Genomic DNA, 18040 nt, shown 5'->3' with positions numbered 1-18040 from the left:
TGAAAACAGCAAGTCAGGGTCTCGAAGGCGGAAGGACAGCCCCGCGACGGGAAGGTGCTGCAGTCGCAATAATTTACGCAATTCAGGCAGTTGCAGCCCGCCCTCCCCCAAACCAGCAGCCCGTGATCGGTTGAGCCATCGCGCTTCCGAATCCCATGCATTAGCTCCAGCAGGACAGTGCCCGCCACGCACTGATTCCGCCTAGGCAATTGGCTACTATCACTACGACCTGCACGACACCCCACCCGATCATTTGTCGCCGTGCACGCCACCGTCGTCCCTTCCATCGCCGCACGCGTCACCGCGCGAGGGAATGACCGGTTCTCGGAACACACGTGCACACACATCACGTTGTGCAGATTTACCCTAAGGAGCTCATCGACATGAACCGTCCCCGCGTGTCCCCCGCGTTGCTCGCCACCACCTTTTCCGCCCTGCTGCTCGGTGCCTGCGGTTCGGGCGACAAGCTAACCGGCGACGCCTCGCAGGCACAGGCGCAAGAGCAGAAAACACCGCCGCCGCTGCCTTTCAACAGCACGATCTGTGTCAACGGCCACTGTGCGGTGATTGACCAGAACGCATCGCTGCTCGTGCCCTTCGATAACGGCCAGTACGACACGTATGGCTCGTTTCCCATGAAGGACACCATGCTGCTGCAGAAAGGTGAGCAGTGGCAGTTGCTCGATACAAAAACCAAGACCCCGCTCAAGACGCTGGGCAAAGACATCTACCAGCTATCGCCCGGCTACTTCGGCTTCGGCGCCGACGGCAAGATGGGCATCATGGATTTCCACGGCAGCGAAGTGCAGCCTGCGCGCTTCGATGATCTGTTCCTTGGTGGCGATGGCCAATACATCGGCTACGAGCTCAACGGCAAGAACGGCATCCTCGATGCCCACGGCAAGCAACTTACTGATGCCCTCTACGACACGCTGATCGTGCGCCAGGATTTCGCCAAGCGCGGCGGTTGGGTCATCGGCGAGCGGGGCGAGCAGCAGTGGGCCATCAGCCTGAAAGATGGCACGCAGAAGCAGGTGAGCTACGCCGACATGGACGAAATGCAGAACGGGCACATGGTGGTGACCTCACCCGACCACAGGTACAAGGGCCTGGTCGATGCCAGCGGCACGCTGACCATCCCGCTCAAGTACGACTTGCTCGGCACGCCCAGCGAAGGCTTGGTGAGCTTCCGCGAAAAGAACGACGGCCCCTGCGGCTATATGGATTACACCGGCAAGGTGGTGATCGAACCGCGTTTTGGCGACTGCATGCCCTTCGGCAAGAAGGGCGCACTGGCCAAGACCAACGAAGGCGCTGACGGCGCCACCAAGAAGTACGGCGTGATCGATCACACCGGCGCCTGGGTCGTGCAGCCCACCTACGACTACGCGGGCGAAGCGGGCCGCTCCATGCTCGGCATGCTCGACCACGTGCCGGGCTATGCATCGGTGTTCAAGGAGGTGTCGACCTTCTCGTACACGTACGGCATCTACGACCTCAACCAGGGTCGCGAACTGATCCCCACTACCTACAAGCAACTCGGCATGCTCACGCCAGAGCGCTTCGTGTTCAGCGGCGCCGATGCACCGATGGTCAACGTGACCATGCTCGGCCAGAACGACGCCACACCCGCCGTTGGCCTGATGGATGCCACCGGCAAGGTGCTGCTGAAGCCGGAACATTTCACCGACATCCAACTCGACGACAGCGGCCATTTCCTGCGCGCACGCGATGGCCTGGAGAATGCCCATGTCGCGTTGCTGGATCTCGACGGCAAACAGCTGATCGCCCCTGAGTGGCAGGACATCAGCATCGACAAGGACGACGCGGTGATCCTCGGCTACGACCTCGACGGCACCGGCGACGACGCCGTACACATGCTGCGCGCCGCCTACGACCTGCAGGGCAAGACGCTGTTCACCATCAAGCACACCCAATGTGGCGCTGAACAACTGGTGGACGGCAACGGCAAGGTGATCTGGCCGGCCGACCCCAAGCCCTACTGCCCGACGGCTGACGCGAAGGACCCGGCGCAGGCTACGACGGACGGCTAAACGCCGCGCAGGGACACATCAAAGAAAGTATGCAAGCAGGGCCTTCGGGCCCTGTTTTTTTTAAGCCCGCCAAGATCAGCAGGCCTGTGCGCCTCTTCACGGCGGCCAGCCCGCACGCAGCCGCCATCTCACAACACGCCGACCTATACAAACTCCAACCTTTCTTAAGACACGAGGCAGGCTTGGCAACCGCTCACCCAAGAAAAAAACCCTGCACAAGGCAGGGTCGGTTCGTCAGATTCAGCGGGCGGCGCCTCGGAAAGGTGAAAAACCAAGGCTTTTTAACAAGGGGGAACCGCAGCACAGCAACGACATCACGTCGGACCAACGGATGTGCATACAGCGGATCTGACGGTTGGAGTGTCACCCCGCAGCGCTCACTACATCAATCAGATCGCTCTGAAGTGTTGAAGGAAAAGAAGAGAGCCGTAAGTTCACTTGCCAAGGAATACCGGAAAAACAGGGGTCGAAAAACAGGGGGCAAAGTGCACTTCTCCAGCACGCCGCCGGATTGCCCAGTAAGAAGTCCACTCTGACCCCTGCTTTAGAACATGACCTAATCGGGCGCTCGCGTCATGGCGCATTACATCTACGACCGAAAAGGGGTCAGAGTCATCTTCCTCGTCCATTGCGAGTGACAGATGTCTCTGCACCTTTTTCAGGCTTAGTCATCCCACCCAAGACACCCGCTGCGGGCGGGCGTCGGGTCGATGGCATGAAAGGACATCAGCCGCGCAGACCGATGTCGCTCCACAGCTGCTTTGCACAGCGCTCGCCAACGGTGCGCGCCACTTCCTTTACCTTGGAGTAGTCACCGGCTTTCCACTCATCCAGCGCGCGTTTCTGTTCGCCATCCCCTTGGCAACGCGAGGTGGCGATGACTTTGCCTTGGCCATCGCGAACCTTGGAAGTCACCGTCCAGTGCAGGCGATAGTTGTCCGAACCAAACATGCTGTCGTAATCGAGCAGCCACAGTTCCTGCTTGATATCTACGTGGTAAGCAGCGCTCGTGCGTTCACCCTGGGCCTTGGCGATGCTCGCCGCCATGGCCAGCGCCGGGGTATCCGCCTGCTCGACGTGCTGACCAATATCAGCCACGGTTTGCTGGACCATACTGTTGGTCATGTTGCCCAGCTCCATCGACTGCTGCATGCCCTGCGGCGTCACCGAAGCTGGATTGGAAGCAGCGACCGAGCCGGCCACCGAACCGATCACCATGCCGCCGATCGCTTGACCCTTGGTCTTCAGTTGCACCGCCCCGGCCCCGGAGACCTGGCCCACTGCCGCGCCTTGTTCGCGAAACGCCGTGGCCTGATCACCGCTGACTCCAACGGGTTGAGTGGCACAACCGGCCAAACTGACCAAAAGCACCGACAGAAGAAAACGTCCCTTCATTGAATTTGCTCCTTGAGTTGATAGCGGCTTCCTTGCACGCGACATGGATCAAGCCGTTACATGACAGCTTGAACGGAGATGTCTAAGGCAAGGGAGTGATGGCTGTCGGCAGCCATCGCAAGAACTTTAGTTTTCAAAAGTAGAGGGCTGAGCGCACTTCTTCAACGCGCAGTCGGATTGCCCAGTCAAAGTCCACTCCGCCCCGTTTTCTACCCCTTAGGCATCAAAGCGCGCAGATCCCTACGCACTCCCTATGCTTCACCACTCCCTCAACAATCTTGTCGTTCGCAGACTTGAGCGCCGGGTCGACAGTCTTAGCTCCAGCAAGCCCCGATTGCGCAAGTATGCTTCGCATGTTCTCGGGAAGAACGGACGCTAATGAGTCGATGTTGTCTGCCAATGCCGTCAGCATCTTGAGACGGTTTTCCAACTTCAACCTCGTATCCGCTTCCGACATCAGTCCGCCCGCAATCATCTGGAACACCCCCGTCCGCATCTGCATGGCGCCTGCCCGACGGACCGTAGTGAGTTCCTCGGGTTTCAACGAGGTGAGCCGCGTGTTCATCGGAGCAACCTGCTGAGCGGCACAGGTCACAGCAAATGCCTGGAAGCCAACCAGCTCGTCCTGATAGAGAACCGCGCTCTCCTCCTGAAGCTTCCGCAGCTCGATGGTCATGCGGGGAATGTCCCCAGCGAGAGGCTTAAGGCGCTCTATGCCAGCCATGGCATATCGGGTAGCTATCTCATTGGACTTGCCGCAGACATCAAACAAGTCGCCCATATCCTTTGCCTCGACCGGCTCTTCCCCAAACGTTCCCTTGACATCGGAAAGCACGGCGAACAAGGGCGCAACCGTTGGGTCCGACTGCCGAGGCATCTCGCTCTGCCCCTTTCCTTGCATCAACGACAAAAGCTTGTCCGCCGCGGACAAGTATCTCGCCTTTCCCGGAACCACTTCCGCTTGCGCACTCAGCACCAAGGAAAAAAGAGCAAATGACATCAATGACGCTGCAGCGATACGCTTTGAAAGAGCTTTCAAGCGAAAAATCCTTTTATAGATGGAGTAGAACGAAAATCGGGAAGGCAGAGCCTACTTTTTCGCGCTGACTCTAGAGACTTGTATGAAGTGGCTATGAGCGTCGCCAATGAGACCGGGGCCATCTCACTTCCAATACCAGGGAAATGAACCTTCCCCCGTTTTGGCCCTCTGTTTTGATTGCGCCTAACCAAGTTCAACTTAGCTGGAGAGCACTCCATTGCGTCTCATCGTATCGGGCGAGTACGAGGCGAATGAATTGTCGACTGCAGTTTCAACATGCAATCTACCGCACTGAAGACACTCATAAGCCGTGCGTGACAACTCATTGAACCGCCCACAAAGGTGATCGTGAATCACGTTCCCATGGTCGAGCTGAAGAGATACATACTCATCAGAGTAGCCTCGATCCAAAAGCCACGAGCGGACGCCTTCCTTCCCAACAGCTACCACATAGCTCTGCACCTCACTTACAAGCCAATCCGTAAAGGAACCACAAAGTACATCCTTAAATATGGATGCCTTGTAGGGCGACGAGTCAGTATTGTCTCGAATTATGTTTCCACACTGGCAGCCGAGTTTGCTCATTTCTATTTCTCCAGAGCGCTTCAACCCGGGATCGAAGCGCAACACCGAATTCAGCTCACTTTCAACTTCGGAAAAATGAACCTTGGATGGCCCGAGCTTCAAAGCAGAGGTCAGAGTGGACTTTCCGATCAATTGGGAAGGTGGGCTAGGAGAAAGTGCACTCTGACCTTTTTTGTCTTCTGACAATTTTTTGTCTTGCGAGGCACTACTGGTGAGCATTTGTCATATCGATGCCGGATAGACGTGACTCACTTTCCCAGCAATCGTGAGAGCCAACCCTGAGGCTTTAGCGCCGGAGGAAGTGGTGGTGGCAGCGACGGCTCAGGATCGGGATAACGCGGGCAACGGTTGTCCTTCCGCAAATCACCCGGGTAGTTAGGATGATCAAGGCAGACGGCATCGTCGATGTCGAACACGGTAGCTACCGTGACGGCCTCGATACACCAGCAACCGAAATAGGCCCCCTTCATACCCAGCTCCTCGTTCGCGCAGAAATTCCACCAATAAGGAGTGCGATGTGCCGGAGGAAAGCTCGAGCTACCCGCATTCTTCAGGCTAACGAACCAGCGCCCCACATAGCTTTGAAGTTTGCTGGGGCGTTGGTCTACGGGGGCGCTCACGACGTTTAGTAGGCCCTGATAGGCCTTCGGGAAGCACAGCACCTCACCAATTTTTCGCTCCGGCTGGCGAAAGGCGATCACACGATCCAATAGTGCGTCTTCACCTTCGTTACCGATCAAGGCGACCAGTCGCTGCCATTGGTCGTCGGGGATCTCCAGCATCAATGCCAAACCCGTCAGCCAGAAGCAGACAATGTAATGGTCAAGGTTCACCGCCCAAGAGTGACGCATGTAGCGCTGCTCTTCAGTCCAAACATGTTCCCCCAGGCGCTCACTTTCTTCCCAAGCATCCAGCAGACCACTGAACAACAGCTTGAAGTCACCTACTGCATCGCCTCGTGAGTAGCGCTGAAGTGCAAGTTCGTAGTGCTTTCTCACAATTTCGAAAGCGTACTGCGGCGCATACCCCTCATCTCCGCCTGTTTGACGAAGCACACCCCACATTTCGGGAATGTGCTTCTCCTTGTAGGAGATCCACTGATTCCAATAGGTGATTGATCCACGACTGTCACGCTTCATTGATTGCCCCTTAATATCTTCGATGCTCCCTGAGGATTGGGAATAAATTTGCCGCTTTTGTCCACAACTCCGACAGATACATTTCCAAAGGGATCAGTGTTGACCACCCAGCGCTCGACTCGCCCTTGTTGAAGTGACGTACTGACACTATCCGCCACAGCTTCGTTACCTGTTGATTCCAGTATGCGGTTGTAATTCGTATTGGCCCCCGTTAGCCAGTTATCACTCATCTGCAGGCCATCAGCCGTCTGCCCGAGCGCAGATGAGCCGAACTTGTATTCGACAACTACATAATCAACATCCGGTCGATTGACCTTGTAGAGATCGTCAATGCCATTTTGACCGATTCCGGGCGAGCGGCCTATTTTCGTCGCATCAGGAACAAGTTGTTGCAAGCTGTCGCCACCCAGCAACTCGGCCACCACACTTTTCTGCGCGTTGGTCAACGATCGGAAGTCCATCAAGGGCGTACCGTCAGCCGCAAACCCTGCTTTGCCAACAATGCTCTGCGTGAACTTCTCCAGACCCGCAGCATCACCCGACGCGCCAGCTTTAACCGCAGCAATCAGGGCATCGGTCGTAGCCGACTTCGCTGCCCCTTCGATCGCTGCTGCGGCACCTTTACCCGCACCGGTCACCGCCAGGAAAGTGAGTGAGGTATTGAGTGCCGTCAACGTGGTGGCTGCTTTGCTGACATCCTGCCCATACACCGCCTGGAACTGGTTGTCTATCAAGCCGGCGTTGAACGTATAGACGGCGTTATTACCGAGGTCCTGTCCAGCACTGTTGAACGTGTCCACGGGATGCAGAACGGCACCACCGATACCGGTCAGTGCACCTGTGATCACGTTCCAGGCTGTCTGCCCTTGGTTCATGTAGGCGTTAATGCCTGCTTGCGCCAGCATCGCTTGCAGGCCTGTGTTGATGTTGCCGGCCCCGGGTTGCACGTACCGCTGGTAGAAGCCACGGTCAGCGCTCGCTTCGGGCAAGTACATCATTGGCTGCAGGAACTGGTTGCCTTCAGCGGTAAACAACTTCTGCGCGCCACCAAGGTCGTTGGTGAAGGTGCCCTTTGCGCTTGCCAGAAAGAGGCGAGCATCACTATCGTCGCCCGGTAGGGCTGCTGCCCACAGCACATCGGTCTGGCGTGCAGCCTGCTGAGCTAATGCCTGCATCGCCTGATCCTCTGTCATACCGGGATGCTCGGCTGCATACTCGGCCGCATGCGTCTTGATCCAGACCTTTTCGTCAGGATGCAACTGCCGATTGAACTGCTCGCCCTGCAAGGCAGTTGTTGCACCCGCACCACCGCCGACGGCACCACCGATAGCAGCGCTCGCCAGATTCATGAAGGTGTTTCGTTGCGCCGGATCGGTGATGTGTTGATCGTCCAGATACTTCTGCATTGCACCGCTGGCCGCTTCGCTCGCAGCGGCACCGATGGTGCCACCCGCGATATCGCCGCCCCCTAGCGCTGCGGTGCCTGCACCGACCAAGCCGTGCAGCAGCACCTTGTTGGTACCGCCGTCCTTCCACGACGTCTGCTCCTCATCCGTCGCTGCGTGATGGGCCATGTAGTCGGCGACGGTGCCGGCGGTGCGCATGCCCACATAGCCGGCAACTTGTCCCATCTCCTGCTGCTCTTGCACCTTTTGCAGGTCGAAGATGGACTTGAGGCCCTGCTGGTCGAGCGTGGCGGTACGATCCAATCCGCTGAGATCGGCGTTGCCATCGCGTACCACGATAGTGCCGTCGGCAACGCCGGCCTTCGTGGTGTTGTGGCTGTTGTCGCCCTGTGGGATGCCGATGCTGGGAGATACGGCCACACCGCTGCCTGAGCTGCCGCCGCTGATGCCAACGCTGCTTGCGCTGTATTTGGCCTTGTTTTCTATATCGCTGAATGTGAGCGAGCCGGTATCGAGCAGGTTCTTGCTGGCGTCGGCCGTGCTGGCGATCACGCCACCCTTCAAATCGGTGTTGCCGTTGACGTGGATGTTGAAGCCGCCGTCACCGGCATCGATGCCACTGACCGTGGTGACACTGGCGTAATGGCTGTCGATGTTGCTTTGGTTGTAGCTACCACTGCCACTGGCTCCCACACCTACCACGACTTTGCCGCTTGCTTGCTGTTGCTTGCTGGCGTAATCGTTGGTGTCTTGTTCGCTGCGGATGTTGAGGTTACCGCCGATATCGGCCAGCACGGTGTTGCCCTTCGCCTGGGCGCCTTGGATGGTGGTGTCGCCACCGCTAACCAACGTCAGTGTGTTCTTGGCATCGACACTGGTGGTGACGTGCGTGGTGCCGTTGCCGTGGGCGCTGCCTTTGCCCACCGACGCTTGTGCGTAGAAGCCGATACCGTCGGTGCCGATCTGCACGCCGACGCCGCCGCTGGCATTCTTGTTGGTGTTTTTTAGGGTGTGATCTTCCGCTTGGCTCAGCAGGTTGATGTTGTTGGCGGCCATGAGGCCGACGTTGTCGCCGCTGATCTGACTGCCGATGACGTTGAGGTCACCGCCAGTAGCAGCAATAACGACATTGCCGTTGCTGTGGATGGTGCTGCCGTAGGCGGTTTCGTCGTGGGTAACCGTCTTGCTACTGGCACTGCTGGCACCGATGCCCAACTGCAGGTTGATGCCCCCATCAGTCCCGCTTTTGCTGACGCCACCTTGGGCAGCGCCGATCGTATCGCTGACTCCGTACGCGGCCTGGGCGGCGTAGAGCGCTTTGAGGCGATCGTCTTTGACTTCGCTGCCGCGATGGGCGGCGGCGTAAACGCCTTGCGCTGCCGACACGGCGGCACCGCCTAAGCTCAAGGTGAGTCCGCTGCTGCTTTGCTTTTGCGTCTGCGTGGTGTCCGTGGTGCCCAAAGCCGCATCGATGGTGACGTTCTTGCCCACGATGACGGTGCCGGTGTCGCTGAGTACGTTTGCGTCGGTGAGGTGGACAGTGTTGCCCGCCGTCATAGTCACGCTACCGCCCAAGCTGCCTACGGTAGTGCCGGTTGGCGTTGTCTGGGTGAGCGTCGCGTCCTGGCTTTGCTTGGCTTCACCGAGCATGACGCCGACACCGGCGCCCATCAGGCCGGATTTGGTCTTGCTGGTACCGTGTTCTTCGGTGTGGACGTCGTTGGCAGTGTTGAGCGTGAGGTTGTTGCCCGCGGCCATGACGATGTCGTGGTCGGCGACAATCTGCGCGGCGGTCGCCGTCAGGTCATGGCCGGCCGCCATGGAGACGCTGTCACCACTTAGGGTGGTGCCCATGGCGAGGCTGTCGCTCACGCTGTCATGCGTGCGCTTGGTGGTGCTGGACAGCATTCCGCTGTTGGTGGTCTTGGTGTCGGTGACGGTGCTGTGGTTTTCCTGTGCGGTGTTCAGCGTCAGGTCGTGGCCAGCCATCAGGCCAACGCCGCCATTGGTGGAACTGATGCTGGCGGCGGTGGCGGTGAGGTCGTTCTTGGCGACCAGGCTGACACCATTGGCGCCGCTCAGCGTGCTGCCGCGCACCGTGTCGTCGTCGCTACGCGTGGTGCTGACGGTGCTCCCCCCCGCGCTCTTGCTGTAGTTCGCCTGGCTGTCCGTTACCGCATTGAGCGTGATGTCGTGTCCTGCGCTCAGTCCCAACCGGTTGCCTGCTTTGAGTTGGGCACCGACGCTGGTGAGATCGTTGCCGGCGACCAGCGCAAGGTTGCCGCCCGCGGTGATGTCGGTTACGGCGTGCGTGGTGGTTTCCTGGCCGTTGGAAGCGCCGCCGGTACGTGTGGTGTGCACGGTCGCATCAAGGTTGATGTCGTTGCCGGCCACGAGCTGTGCATTACCTCCAGCGGAAATATGGCTGGCGGTGGCGGTCAGGTCGTGGCCAGCCACCATGGCGAGGTTGCCGCCGGATTGCACTGGGGCACTGCCCACCGTCAGGTCGCGACCTGTCAGCAACGCCATGTCGCCGGTGCTGGTGATGGCGCCCGTGCTGACGATATCCCGCCCTGCCTGCACACTCACCGTACCGCCGTTGATGGCGCCACTATTGATGGTGTCGTTGCGGGTGGCGATGGCGAGTTGCTGGCCGCCGTTGAGTGTGCCCTTGTTGATCAGCGTATCGGCGCTGATCGCGGTACCCTGCGTGCCCGTAATGGTGCCGTCGTTGCGCACGGTGCCGCTGGACTGAATGTTGACGGTGTTGCCGGCGATCAGTGCGCCGTCGCTCTGCAACTTGTCCGCCGTGGCCTTGGACAGGTACACCACCGGCACCAGCACATGCTGCCCATCGACTATTTGATCCACCAGCCAGACGATGTCGGACTGCAGCGAACTGATCTGCGAACTGGTGAGCGGTGCACCCAGGCTCAGGCCCAGGCGCGCAGCTTCGTTGGCAGCCCCATCCATTAGCGCGGTGTACTGCGCAAGGGGGGGCGCTGCCGTTCAAGGTGCGGCGGCCAGTCAGCTGCACCAATTGATCAAGCACCAGCTGCTGCTCGTAGTAGCCATCGCCCAGGCGCTTCTGCGTGTTGCTAGGGTCGTCGCCCAGTGCCTTCAGCAGATAGTCGGAGCTGGTGGATGCACCCTTGGCGAAGCGCGGCGCGGTGTTCACCAGGAATGGAGCACCGGGGTCGCCGTTCTGTGCGTACATCGCATTGGTAGGTGGCACGTAGCCGGGCAAGGCCTGTTCGGACGAACCCACCGACTGCGCGCCAGCGCCTTTCGCACTGCCGGCGTCACTGACTTTGCTGCCATCCGCACGCCCGACGCTACCGGCGTTGCCAACGCCCTGGCCTTGCGCACCATTGACGCGACCCATCTCCGCGACGCCTTCGCCATGGACGTTGTCGATGCCGCCTGCGTTGTCGGCGCGTGCGGAGCTGGCGCTGCGCAGGGCGACGCCTCCGGGACCGGTAAGGTCGCCCGCATTGATGGAACTACCGCCGCCCTTGGCGCCAACCACGGTGTTGGTGACGTTGCCGCCAATGGAGAGATTGCCGCCGGCCGTGATCGTGGCACCCAAGCCCTGGCCGACGTTGTACGTGACCCAACCCGGCACGTTGCCGGGCGTAAGCAGCACGGACTGGTTACCGCTGGACGTGTCGTAGGTCCACCACTGGCCATCGAGCCAAGTGCGCGGGCTATCGATCAGGTATTGCGACTGGGTCTGGTAGTTGGTGATGGTGGTGACTTCGCCAGTAGGGTTCCAGGCGATGTTCTGCACGCTGGCCCAGCCGTCGCCGCCACCGCTGCCGTTGATGGTGAGGTTACGTGTGGCGGCGATGGTGGATGCGCTGTTGCGAATGTTGCCGTTGAGCACCATGTCGCCGCCGGACTCGATGCGGCTACCCGCACTGGCGCTGGTGATCACCGTGACCTGCGTGAGCGTGCTAGTGGTCACCGACTGGAACACGACCGGCGACCCGCGGCCCTGCGGATAGCCGATACAGCGAAGCGACGAGTAGTTGTGGCTGTCGCAATACCCTTTGGCCTTGGCCAACCCGGCTGCATCCACGACTTGGTCGGCGCCGACAGCCGGCGGCTTATGACCAGGGTCGCTATCGCTGTAGAGGTACTGCGCCACGGTGGCGCTTCCGCTGTTGGCGGCCTGCTCGTCCGCGCTCAGTGTATAGGTGGCGGTGTTGATGATGCGGCGACGATTGTCGATCTGGTCCGCGTTGATGGAGACGTTGCCCTGCCCTTGGATGCGGCTGGATACGTTGTTCAGCGTTGCGAGGCGCGTACCGTCCCAACGTCCGGCGATGGTGAGGTTGCCGCCACTGAAGAGATCGCCATCCAGGTTGTCCAGGCGCTGCGCGATGCGTAGATCCAACCCATTAGCCGCGCCGATAAAGCCTTCGCCGTAGTCCACGGCGGCCATCGCCGACCCCAGGTCGTGGCCGTTGGTTAGGGTGTTTGCATCAATGCGTATGTTGTCGCCGACGATGTTGCCGGTGTTGTAGACGTCGCCCGCAGACAGCTTGAGTGTGTCCGCTTCCAGCCACGCACCGCGCTGGTTGTCGATCAGCCCGCTGGTGGAGATGTTTGCGCTGGCGCTGCCGTTCCCTGCGCTAGCGTTGATGCTGCCCTGGTTGATCAGGTTCGCGGCAGTAATGTCCAGCTCACCCTGTGTCTGCAGCGTGCCCTGGTTGGTTAGCGTGCCACCTATCGTCAGGCTGAGTACGCCGTCGCTTTCGAAGCGCTGCCCAGCGGCATAGGTGAAATCGCCATTGATGTGTGCGTCGAGCAGTTGCGAACCGTAGAGGCGACCCAGGCCGTTGATGGCTGATACCTGCACATGCAGTGCATTGGCATCGATCTCACCTCCACCGAGGTTTAGCGTGGAAGTGTTGAGCCAGAACGCGCCTGCCTGGATACGGCCGCCGTTGGCGTTGGTGATGCTCGACGACGTGAGCCATGCCGTGCCACCCGCACCGAATTGCCCACCGCTGTTGTCGAGCCAGGCGTTGCCGTTTTGGTAGCTAAGGTTGCCCGTGGCGTAGGTCGTGGCACCGATGTTGTTGAGCGAGCCGACGCCATCCAGGTTCAGATTGCGCTGCGCGATCAACTTGCCGCCACCGCTGTTATCGATGCCCGATGCACGAAGATTGGTATCGCCACCACGGTTGCCGATGGAGCCGCCGCGATTGTCGATGCTATTGCCCGACGTTACCTGCAACGCCGCATTGGCATTGCCCGCATTGCCCGCAAGCAACTGGCCGCCCACATTGGCGATGGATGCCGCACCCACCGTGGCGGCGCCCGTAGCATCCACGGCACCGGCGCTATTATCGAAACTGCCGCCAGCCGAGAGATTCAGCGCACCATTCGTTTGCAGCTGACCGCCGTTGCGGTTGTACAGATTGCCGAAACTGGTGAGGGTAAGATCATGCCGGGCATAGGTCGTGCCGCCGGTATTGTCGAAGGCACCCGCCTGGATGTTCGCCACACCTTCCGCGCCGATCAGACCCTTGGAGGTATTGCCGATCGCGCCGCTCGCGGTGAGCGAAAGCGTACCGGCATCACCCCGCTGAATCAGCTGCCCACCAGTGTTGTCCAACGCTGAAGCCACTACCGTGACCGTTCCCGTTCCATCCAGCAGGCCCGCGGCATTAGTGAGCGCCGTGCTGGCCTGATTGCGTCCGCGTAAGGCAAGCGTGTTGTTGGCGTGGATCTGGCCGCGCGTATTGTCGACGGTGTCCGCCTGCACCTGGACCCGGTTGCCGAAGATGCCCTGCGTAGCGATCGAGCTGTTGGCCGGACCGCCCTGGATGGTGTCGCGGTTGAGCAACGTGCCAGCCGACACAGTCACATCGCCACCGGCGATCACCGCGCCGCCGCTGTTATCAAGCGTGCCAGTCGTAGTGGCCGTGATGCCTTGCTGTGCATGGATGGCACCGCCGTGATTGCTCAGGCTGCCGTTCGTGAGCACAAGTGCGCCGTTACTAACCAGCGCACCGCTGTCGTTGACGAGCTGACCATCCGTTGTGACAATCAGCGCTTCCGAGCTCGCGGACTGCACTGTGCCGCCAGTGTTGTCGAGGCTCGCGGCGTGCAGCGTGGTGGCGCCGGTGGTTGCCAGCGTGCCATGCGTATTGGCGAACGCGTTGGCGACATGCAGCGAGCTGTCATTCGTACCCGCCGCCAAGATCGAACCGCTAACATTGGATAGGGAGCCAGCATTGAGCTCAAGCGCGCCGTTGGTAGCGACGTGGCCGCCGGTGTTGTCCATCGCCCCGCTGACGCCCAGATGCAGCAAACCTGTACCGAGCGCGGAGAGATGGCCACCCGCGGTGACCAGCGAGCCCGTATCGATGGTGATCTGTTGCGCTGCAGTGGTGCCATCGCGCAGATTGGTACTGGTGCCGCTGATCGTGAGCGCACCATTGCTGGCAAGGGTGCCCCCCCTGTCCGTTGAGCGTGGACGCATGAATCGTCAACGTACCCTGTCCGGCGTGCTGAACGGTGCCTTGAGTGTTGTCGAGCGTCGATGCATTGACGGAGAGATCGCCATCGCTAGCGAGCACGCCATGCTGGCTGTTGTCGAGCAGACCATCCGCCGTTACGGTGAGCGCAGAGCCGCCGCCCACCTGCATCGTGCCGCTCCGGTTGATGATGCTGCCGCTACGGACGGTGGTGGTGCCCATCGTGGCCAGCGTGCCACGCGTGTTCTCGAAGGTCTGCGCGGTGGTGATGCCGGTCGCGTCTTTGCCTGCCGCCGTGAGGGTACCGTCGGTATTGATCAGCGACTGCGCGTTGATCTGCAGCGCGCCGTTAGTCGCGACGGTACCGCGCGTGTTGTCAAACAAACCACGCACGGTCAGATCTGGTGGCGTACCACCCAGCGCAGTGAGTTTGCCGTCAGCCGTAGTCAACGAATCAACATCCAGCGTGACGGACTGCGCGTACGTGGTGCCACTAGCAAGATTGATTGCGCCGCCATGCACACCGAGCTGGCCATTGCTCGCGATGGTGCCGCCCTGCCCGTTGAGCTCAGAAGTCTGGATCGTCAGTGCACCGGTGCCAGCGTGAGCGACGATGCCTTGCGTGTTGTCGAGCGTGGATGCAGTGACGGACAGGTCGCCATCGGACGTCAGCGTGCCTTTGGCGCTATTGTCGAGCAGGCCATCCGCCGTAACGGTGAGCGCGGAGCCTCCGCCCGCCTGCATCGTGCCACCCTGGTTGACGACGCTGCCGCCATGGACGGTGGTGGCGCCCATCGCGGCCAGCGTGCCGCGCGTGTTGTCGAAGGCCTGCGCGACGGTGAGGCCAGTCGGGCCTATACCTGCCGCCGTGAACGCGCCATCGGTGTTGGTCAGCGACTGCGCATTGATCTGCAGCGCGCCATTGGTGGCGACGGTACCGCGCGTGTTGTCGAACATGCCACGCACCGTGAGGTCCAGTGGCGTGCCACCCAACGCAGTGAGTTTGCCGCCAGCCGTGGTCAGCGAATCCGCATCCAGCGTGATGGACTGCGCGTAGGTAGTGCCGTTGGCGAGATTGATCGCGCCGCCATGCACACCTAGCTGGCCGTTGCTGGCGATGGTTCCGCCCTGCCCGCTGAGCGCCGATACCTGAATCGTCAGCGCACCGGTTCCTGCATGGGCGATGATGCCTTGCGTGTTATCGAGCGTGGATGCCGTGATGGAAAGATCGCCATCTGACGTCAGAGTACCCTTGGTGCTGTTGTCGAGCAGGCCATCGGCCGTAACTGTGAGCGTGGAGCCCCCACCCGCCTGCATCGTGCCTCCCTGGTTGACGATACTGCCGCCATGGACGGTAGTGGCGCCCATCGCAGTGAGCGTGCCGCGCGTGTTCTCGAAGGTCTGTGCGACGGCAATACCCGTCGCGTCCTTGCCTGCCGATGTGAAGCTTCCATCGATACTGGTCAGCGACTGCGCGTTGATGCGCAGCGCGCCATTGGTAGCGACGGCACCGTGCGTGTTGTCAAACAGGCCACGCACCGTGAGGTCCAGTGGCGTGCCGCCCAACGCGGTGAGCTTGCCACCGGACGTGATCAACGAGTCAACATCCAACGTGACGGATTGCGCGTAGGTGGTGCCGTTGGCGAGATTGATCGCACCGCCAAGCACGCTGAGGTTGCCGTTGCTGGCGACAGTGCCGTCTGTCCCATCAAGCGTGATCGCGTGGATACCCAACGCGCCCTGCCCGGCGTGCTGCACCGTTCCGCCAGCGTTGCCGAGGGTCTCCGCCGAGATAAAAAGATTGCCGTTACTTCGGATCGTGCCGCCGTTGCCATTGTCCAGCGAACCGACCACGTTCAGCATGTTCGTCTGACCACCAGAGGACGCGATGGTGCCGCCTCGGTTGTCGAAATTAATGGCACGGAGGGTGAGCTGCGTTGCGCTCAACACCGCCTTCTGGTGATCGACGCTGCCCGCACTGATGCTTGCTGCCCCAGCGGTGGCGACTGTGCCGCCTGCCCCCTGCCATATGCCCGTCTGAAGCGAGAAGCCGTCTGTGCCAGCATGATTGATGACACCGTTTTCGTTGATAAGGGCACCGCTGCCCAATGTGAATTGCGAGGCGTTGCTCGCCAGCGTGCCACCGCTGTTGTCCAGCACACCGGCAACCGTGAACTTCATGGCGGTAGGGTCGGCCATCAAGAACTGGCCGCTACGGTTGGACAGTTCCTGCGCGTCGAAGGTCAGTGCTTTGGCGAATGTCAGCTGGCCACCATCGTTGATGACCTGTGCCGCGTGCACGGTGGACGTCCTGTCGACAGACAGCACGCCATGGCGATTGCTCAAGTCACCGCCAGCGAGCGTGAGCTGGTGCAAGGCGAGCTGACCTCCGTCGTTGGCGATGCCGTTACCCGTGGTCAGGTCAAAGCCGGAGGCTGCTGTGATGCGGCCGCCATCGTTGTCGAGCAGACCCGCGATACGCAGCGATCCGTCAGCTAGCGGCGCGACTGGCGTGACGGCCGAACCGTTGCCGCCCGAAGCGACACTGCCGCTCCCCGTCGAAGTGCCGCTGTTGCCTGTCGAGGTATCGGGTGTACCGGAAGATCCGCCATTGCTTGCGTCGACCTCCGGCACTGGGCCACCTTGGGTGGTGCCGATACGACCGCCATTGCGATTGGAAAGCGCGCCAACCTGCAAGGCGATCGCTTGGGCGCTGGTTTGTGTAACGTTGCCGCCGGCATTACGCATTGATGTTGCGTCGACGGCGATGCGCGCTGCGTTCAACGTACCGCCGCTGTTGTCGACATCCTGCGTGGTGACGATCCCCAGTTCGCGCGCAGCGCTGATGGTGCCTGCGTTGGCGACGCCGCCACTTGCAGCTAACTGCGTATTGGCCTGCGATTGCAGCGAGCCGGTGTTCTCCAGCCGGCCGTCAACAGTCACGGTCAATTCGCCAGCCTGAGCGCCGATGGTGCCTGCATTGCGCACACCCACGCCGTATTCGGTGCCGAGCAGGGCAATTTTATTGGCGTACATGCCGCCCAGCGCGCTGACATCCAACGCAAAGGCGGGCTTGTTGCCGTCGGCGTTGGTCGCACTCACCCGCGACTGATCCACGCTCACTTGATTGGCGCCGGTGGTGATCTGCAACTGCGGAGCCCAAATGCCGCCGTTGACCTGCACTGCGCGCGCAATGATGTCGGCGTAATCGGCACGGCTGGCATCCATGCCCTTACCGTTGATCTGAATGGTTCCGCCGCTGACGCGGTAGCCATCCAGTGAGCCGCCATTGAGCACGGGCACGCCGGTGGTCAGGGTGACGCGGTTGGCGTTGATGAAGCCGCAACCATCGCACGCGATGCCGGAGGGGTTGGCAATGACCACCTGCGCGCGATCGCCGGCCACCTCGATATAGCCGTTCAACTGGCTGGGATGGGGTCCGGTGACTTCATTGAGAATCACCTTGGCCGTGCCGGTGGCGAGCCAGGGATTACCGGACACTGTGCCCGCCAACTGCGTCTGCGTGTTGGTGCGGGAGTTGTTGAGCACCGCACCTTCGTTGCCGACATCGAAGCGGTTATAGGTGTTGCGCGATACGCCCGCGGCACTAGGTGTCTGAATGTTGATCAACGGCGCGTTGTTGGGCGCGGCCATGACGGTGGGGCGTTGGTTGCCCGGCGCCTGCGCGTCGCCTGCGATCTGTGCGCTCGCAACGGAGGCAAGGCCGATCCAGCCGAAGGCAACCCACAGACCCAGGCTGACAGGACGCACGTTTGCCGCCACGACACCGTCGCTCCGTGATGCGCCTCGTCCCGGCCGGCGAACCAACTCCGATACGGCCTGGAATACACCTAGCGCGTGGTTAAAGACGATGCGATACAGATGCTTGTTCATGGACTTTCCCTGTCAGGCAAACAAACGACACGTGCGC

Annotated in this window: 7 protein-coding genes and 1 pseudogene; 1 reads left to right on the top strand and 7 read right to left on the bottom strand. The window is 60.7% G+C overall.

Going from position 1 to position 18040, the window contains the following annotated elements:
• The first annotated feature begins 383 nt into the window (after positions 1-383).
• Complete coding sequence (locus DYST_RS22680) at positions 384-2054, top strand: WG repeat-containing protein (protein ID WP_239948656.1); 1671 nt, start codon at positions 384-386, stop codon at positions 2052-2054.
• 726 nt (positions 2055-2780) lie between these two features.
• Here the strand turns inward: DYST_RS22680 and DYST_RS22675 are convergent.
• The 7 genes and pseudogenes from DYST_RS22675 to DYST_RS22645 all read right to left on the bottom strand — a co-directional run bounded on the left by DYST_RS22675 (position 2781) and on the right by DYST_RS22645 (position 18003).
• The gene (locus DYST_RS22675) at positions 2781-3449 is read right to left on the bottom strand and encodes a hypothetical protein (protein ID WP_239948654.1); all 669 of its coding nucleotides are present in this window, start codon (positions 3447-3449) and stop codon (positions 2781-2783) included.
• A gap of 223 nt (positions 3450-3672) precedes the next feature.
• Entirely contained in the window at positions 3673-4488 is an 816-nt protein-coding gene (locus DYST_RS22670) for a hypothetical protein (protein ID WP_239948652.1), read from the bottom strand.
• Positions 4489-4686: 198 nt separating this feature from the next.
• Positions 4687-5292 carry a hypothetical protein gene (locus DYST_RS22665; protein WP_239948650.1) on the bottom strand — a complete coding sequence of 202 codons (606 nt, stop codon included), beginning with the start codon at positions 5290-5292 and terminating at the stop codon, positions 4687-4689.
• A gap of 29 nt (positions 5293-5321) precedes the next feature.
• Positions 5322-6212 carry a PoNe immunity protein domain-containing protein gene (locus DYST_RS22660; RefSeq protein WP_239948648.1) on the bottom strand — a complete coding sequence of 297 codons (891 nt, stop codon included), beginning with the start codon at positions 6210-6212 and terminating at the stop codon, positions 5322-5324.
• The gene (locus tag DYST_RS22655; protein WP_239948646.1) at positions 6209-10591 is read right to left on the bottom strand and encodes a hemagglutinin repeat-containing protein; all 4383 of its coding nucleotides are present in this window, start codon (positions 10589-10591) and stop codon (positions 6209-6211) included. The genes DYST_RS22660 and DYST_RS22655 overlap by 4 nt, the downstream gene beginning before the upstream one ends.
• 1690 nt (positions 10592-12281) lie before the next feature.
• Positions 12282-13916 (bottom strand): annotated as a pseudogene (locus DYST_RS22650) (beta strand repeat-containing protein); the annotation flags it as partial.
• Positions 13873-18003, bottom strand: coding sequence for a filamentous hemagglutinin N-terminal domain-containing protein (locus DYST_RS22645; protein ID WP_239948644.1), 4131 nt, complete (start codon positions 18001-18003; stop codon positions 13873-13875). The pseudogene DYST_RS22650 and the gene DYST_RS22645, both read right to left, overlap by 44 nt.
• Positions 18004-18040: the final 37 nt, after the last annotated feature.

Source organism: Dyella terrae, assembly GCF_022394535.1.
GTDB lineage: Bacteria > Pseudomonadota > Gammaproteobacteria > Xanthomonadales > Rhodanobacteraceae > Dyella.
Note: the sequence above shows the minus strand (reverse complement) of the source record. Positions and strands in the feature narration are given on the sequence as shown.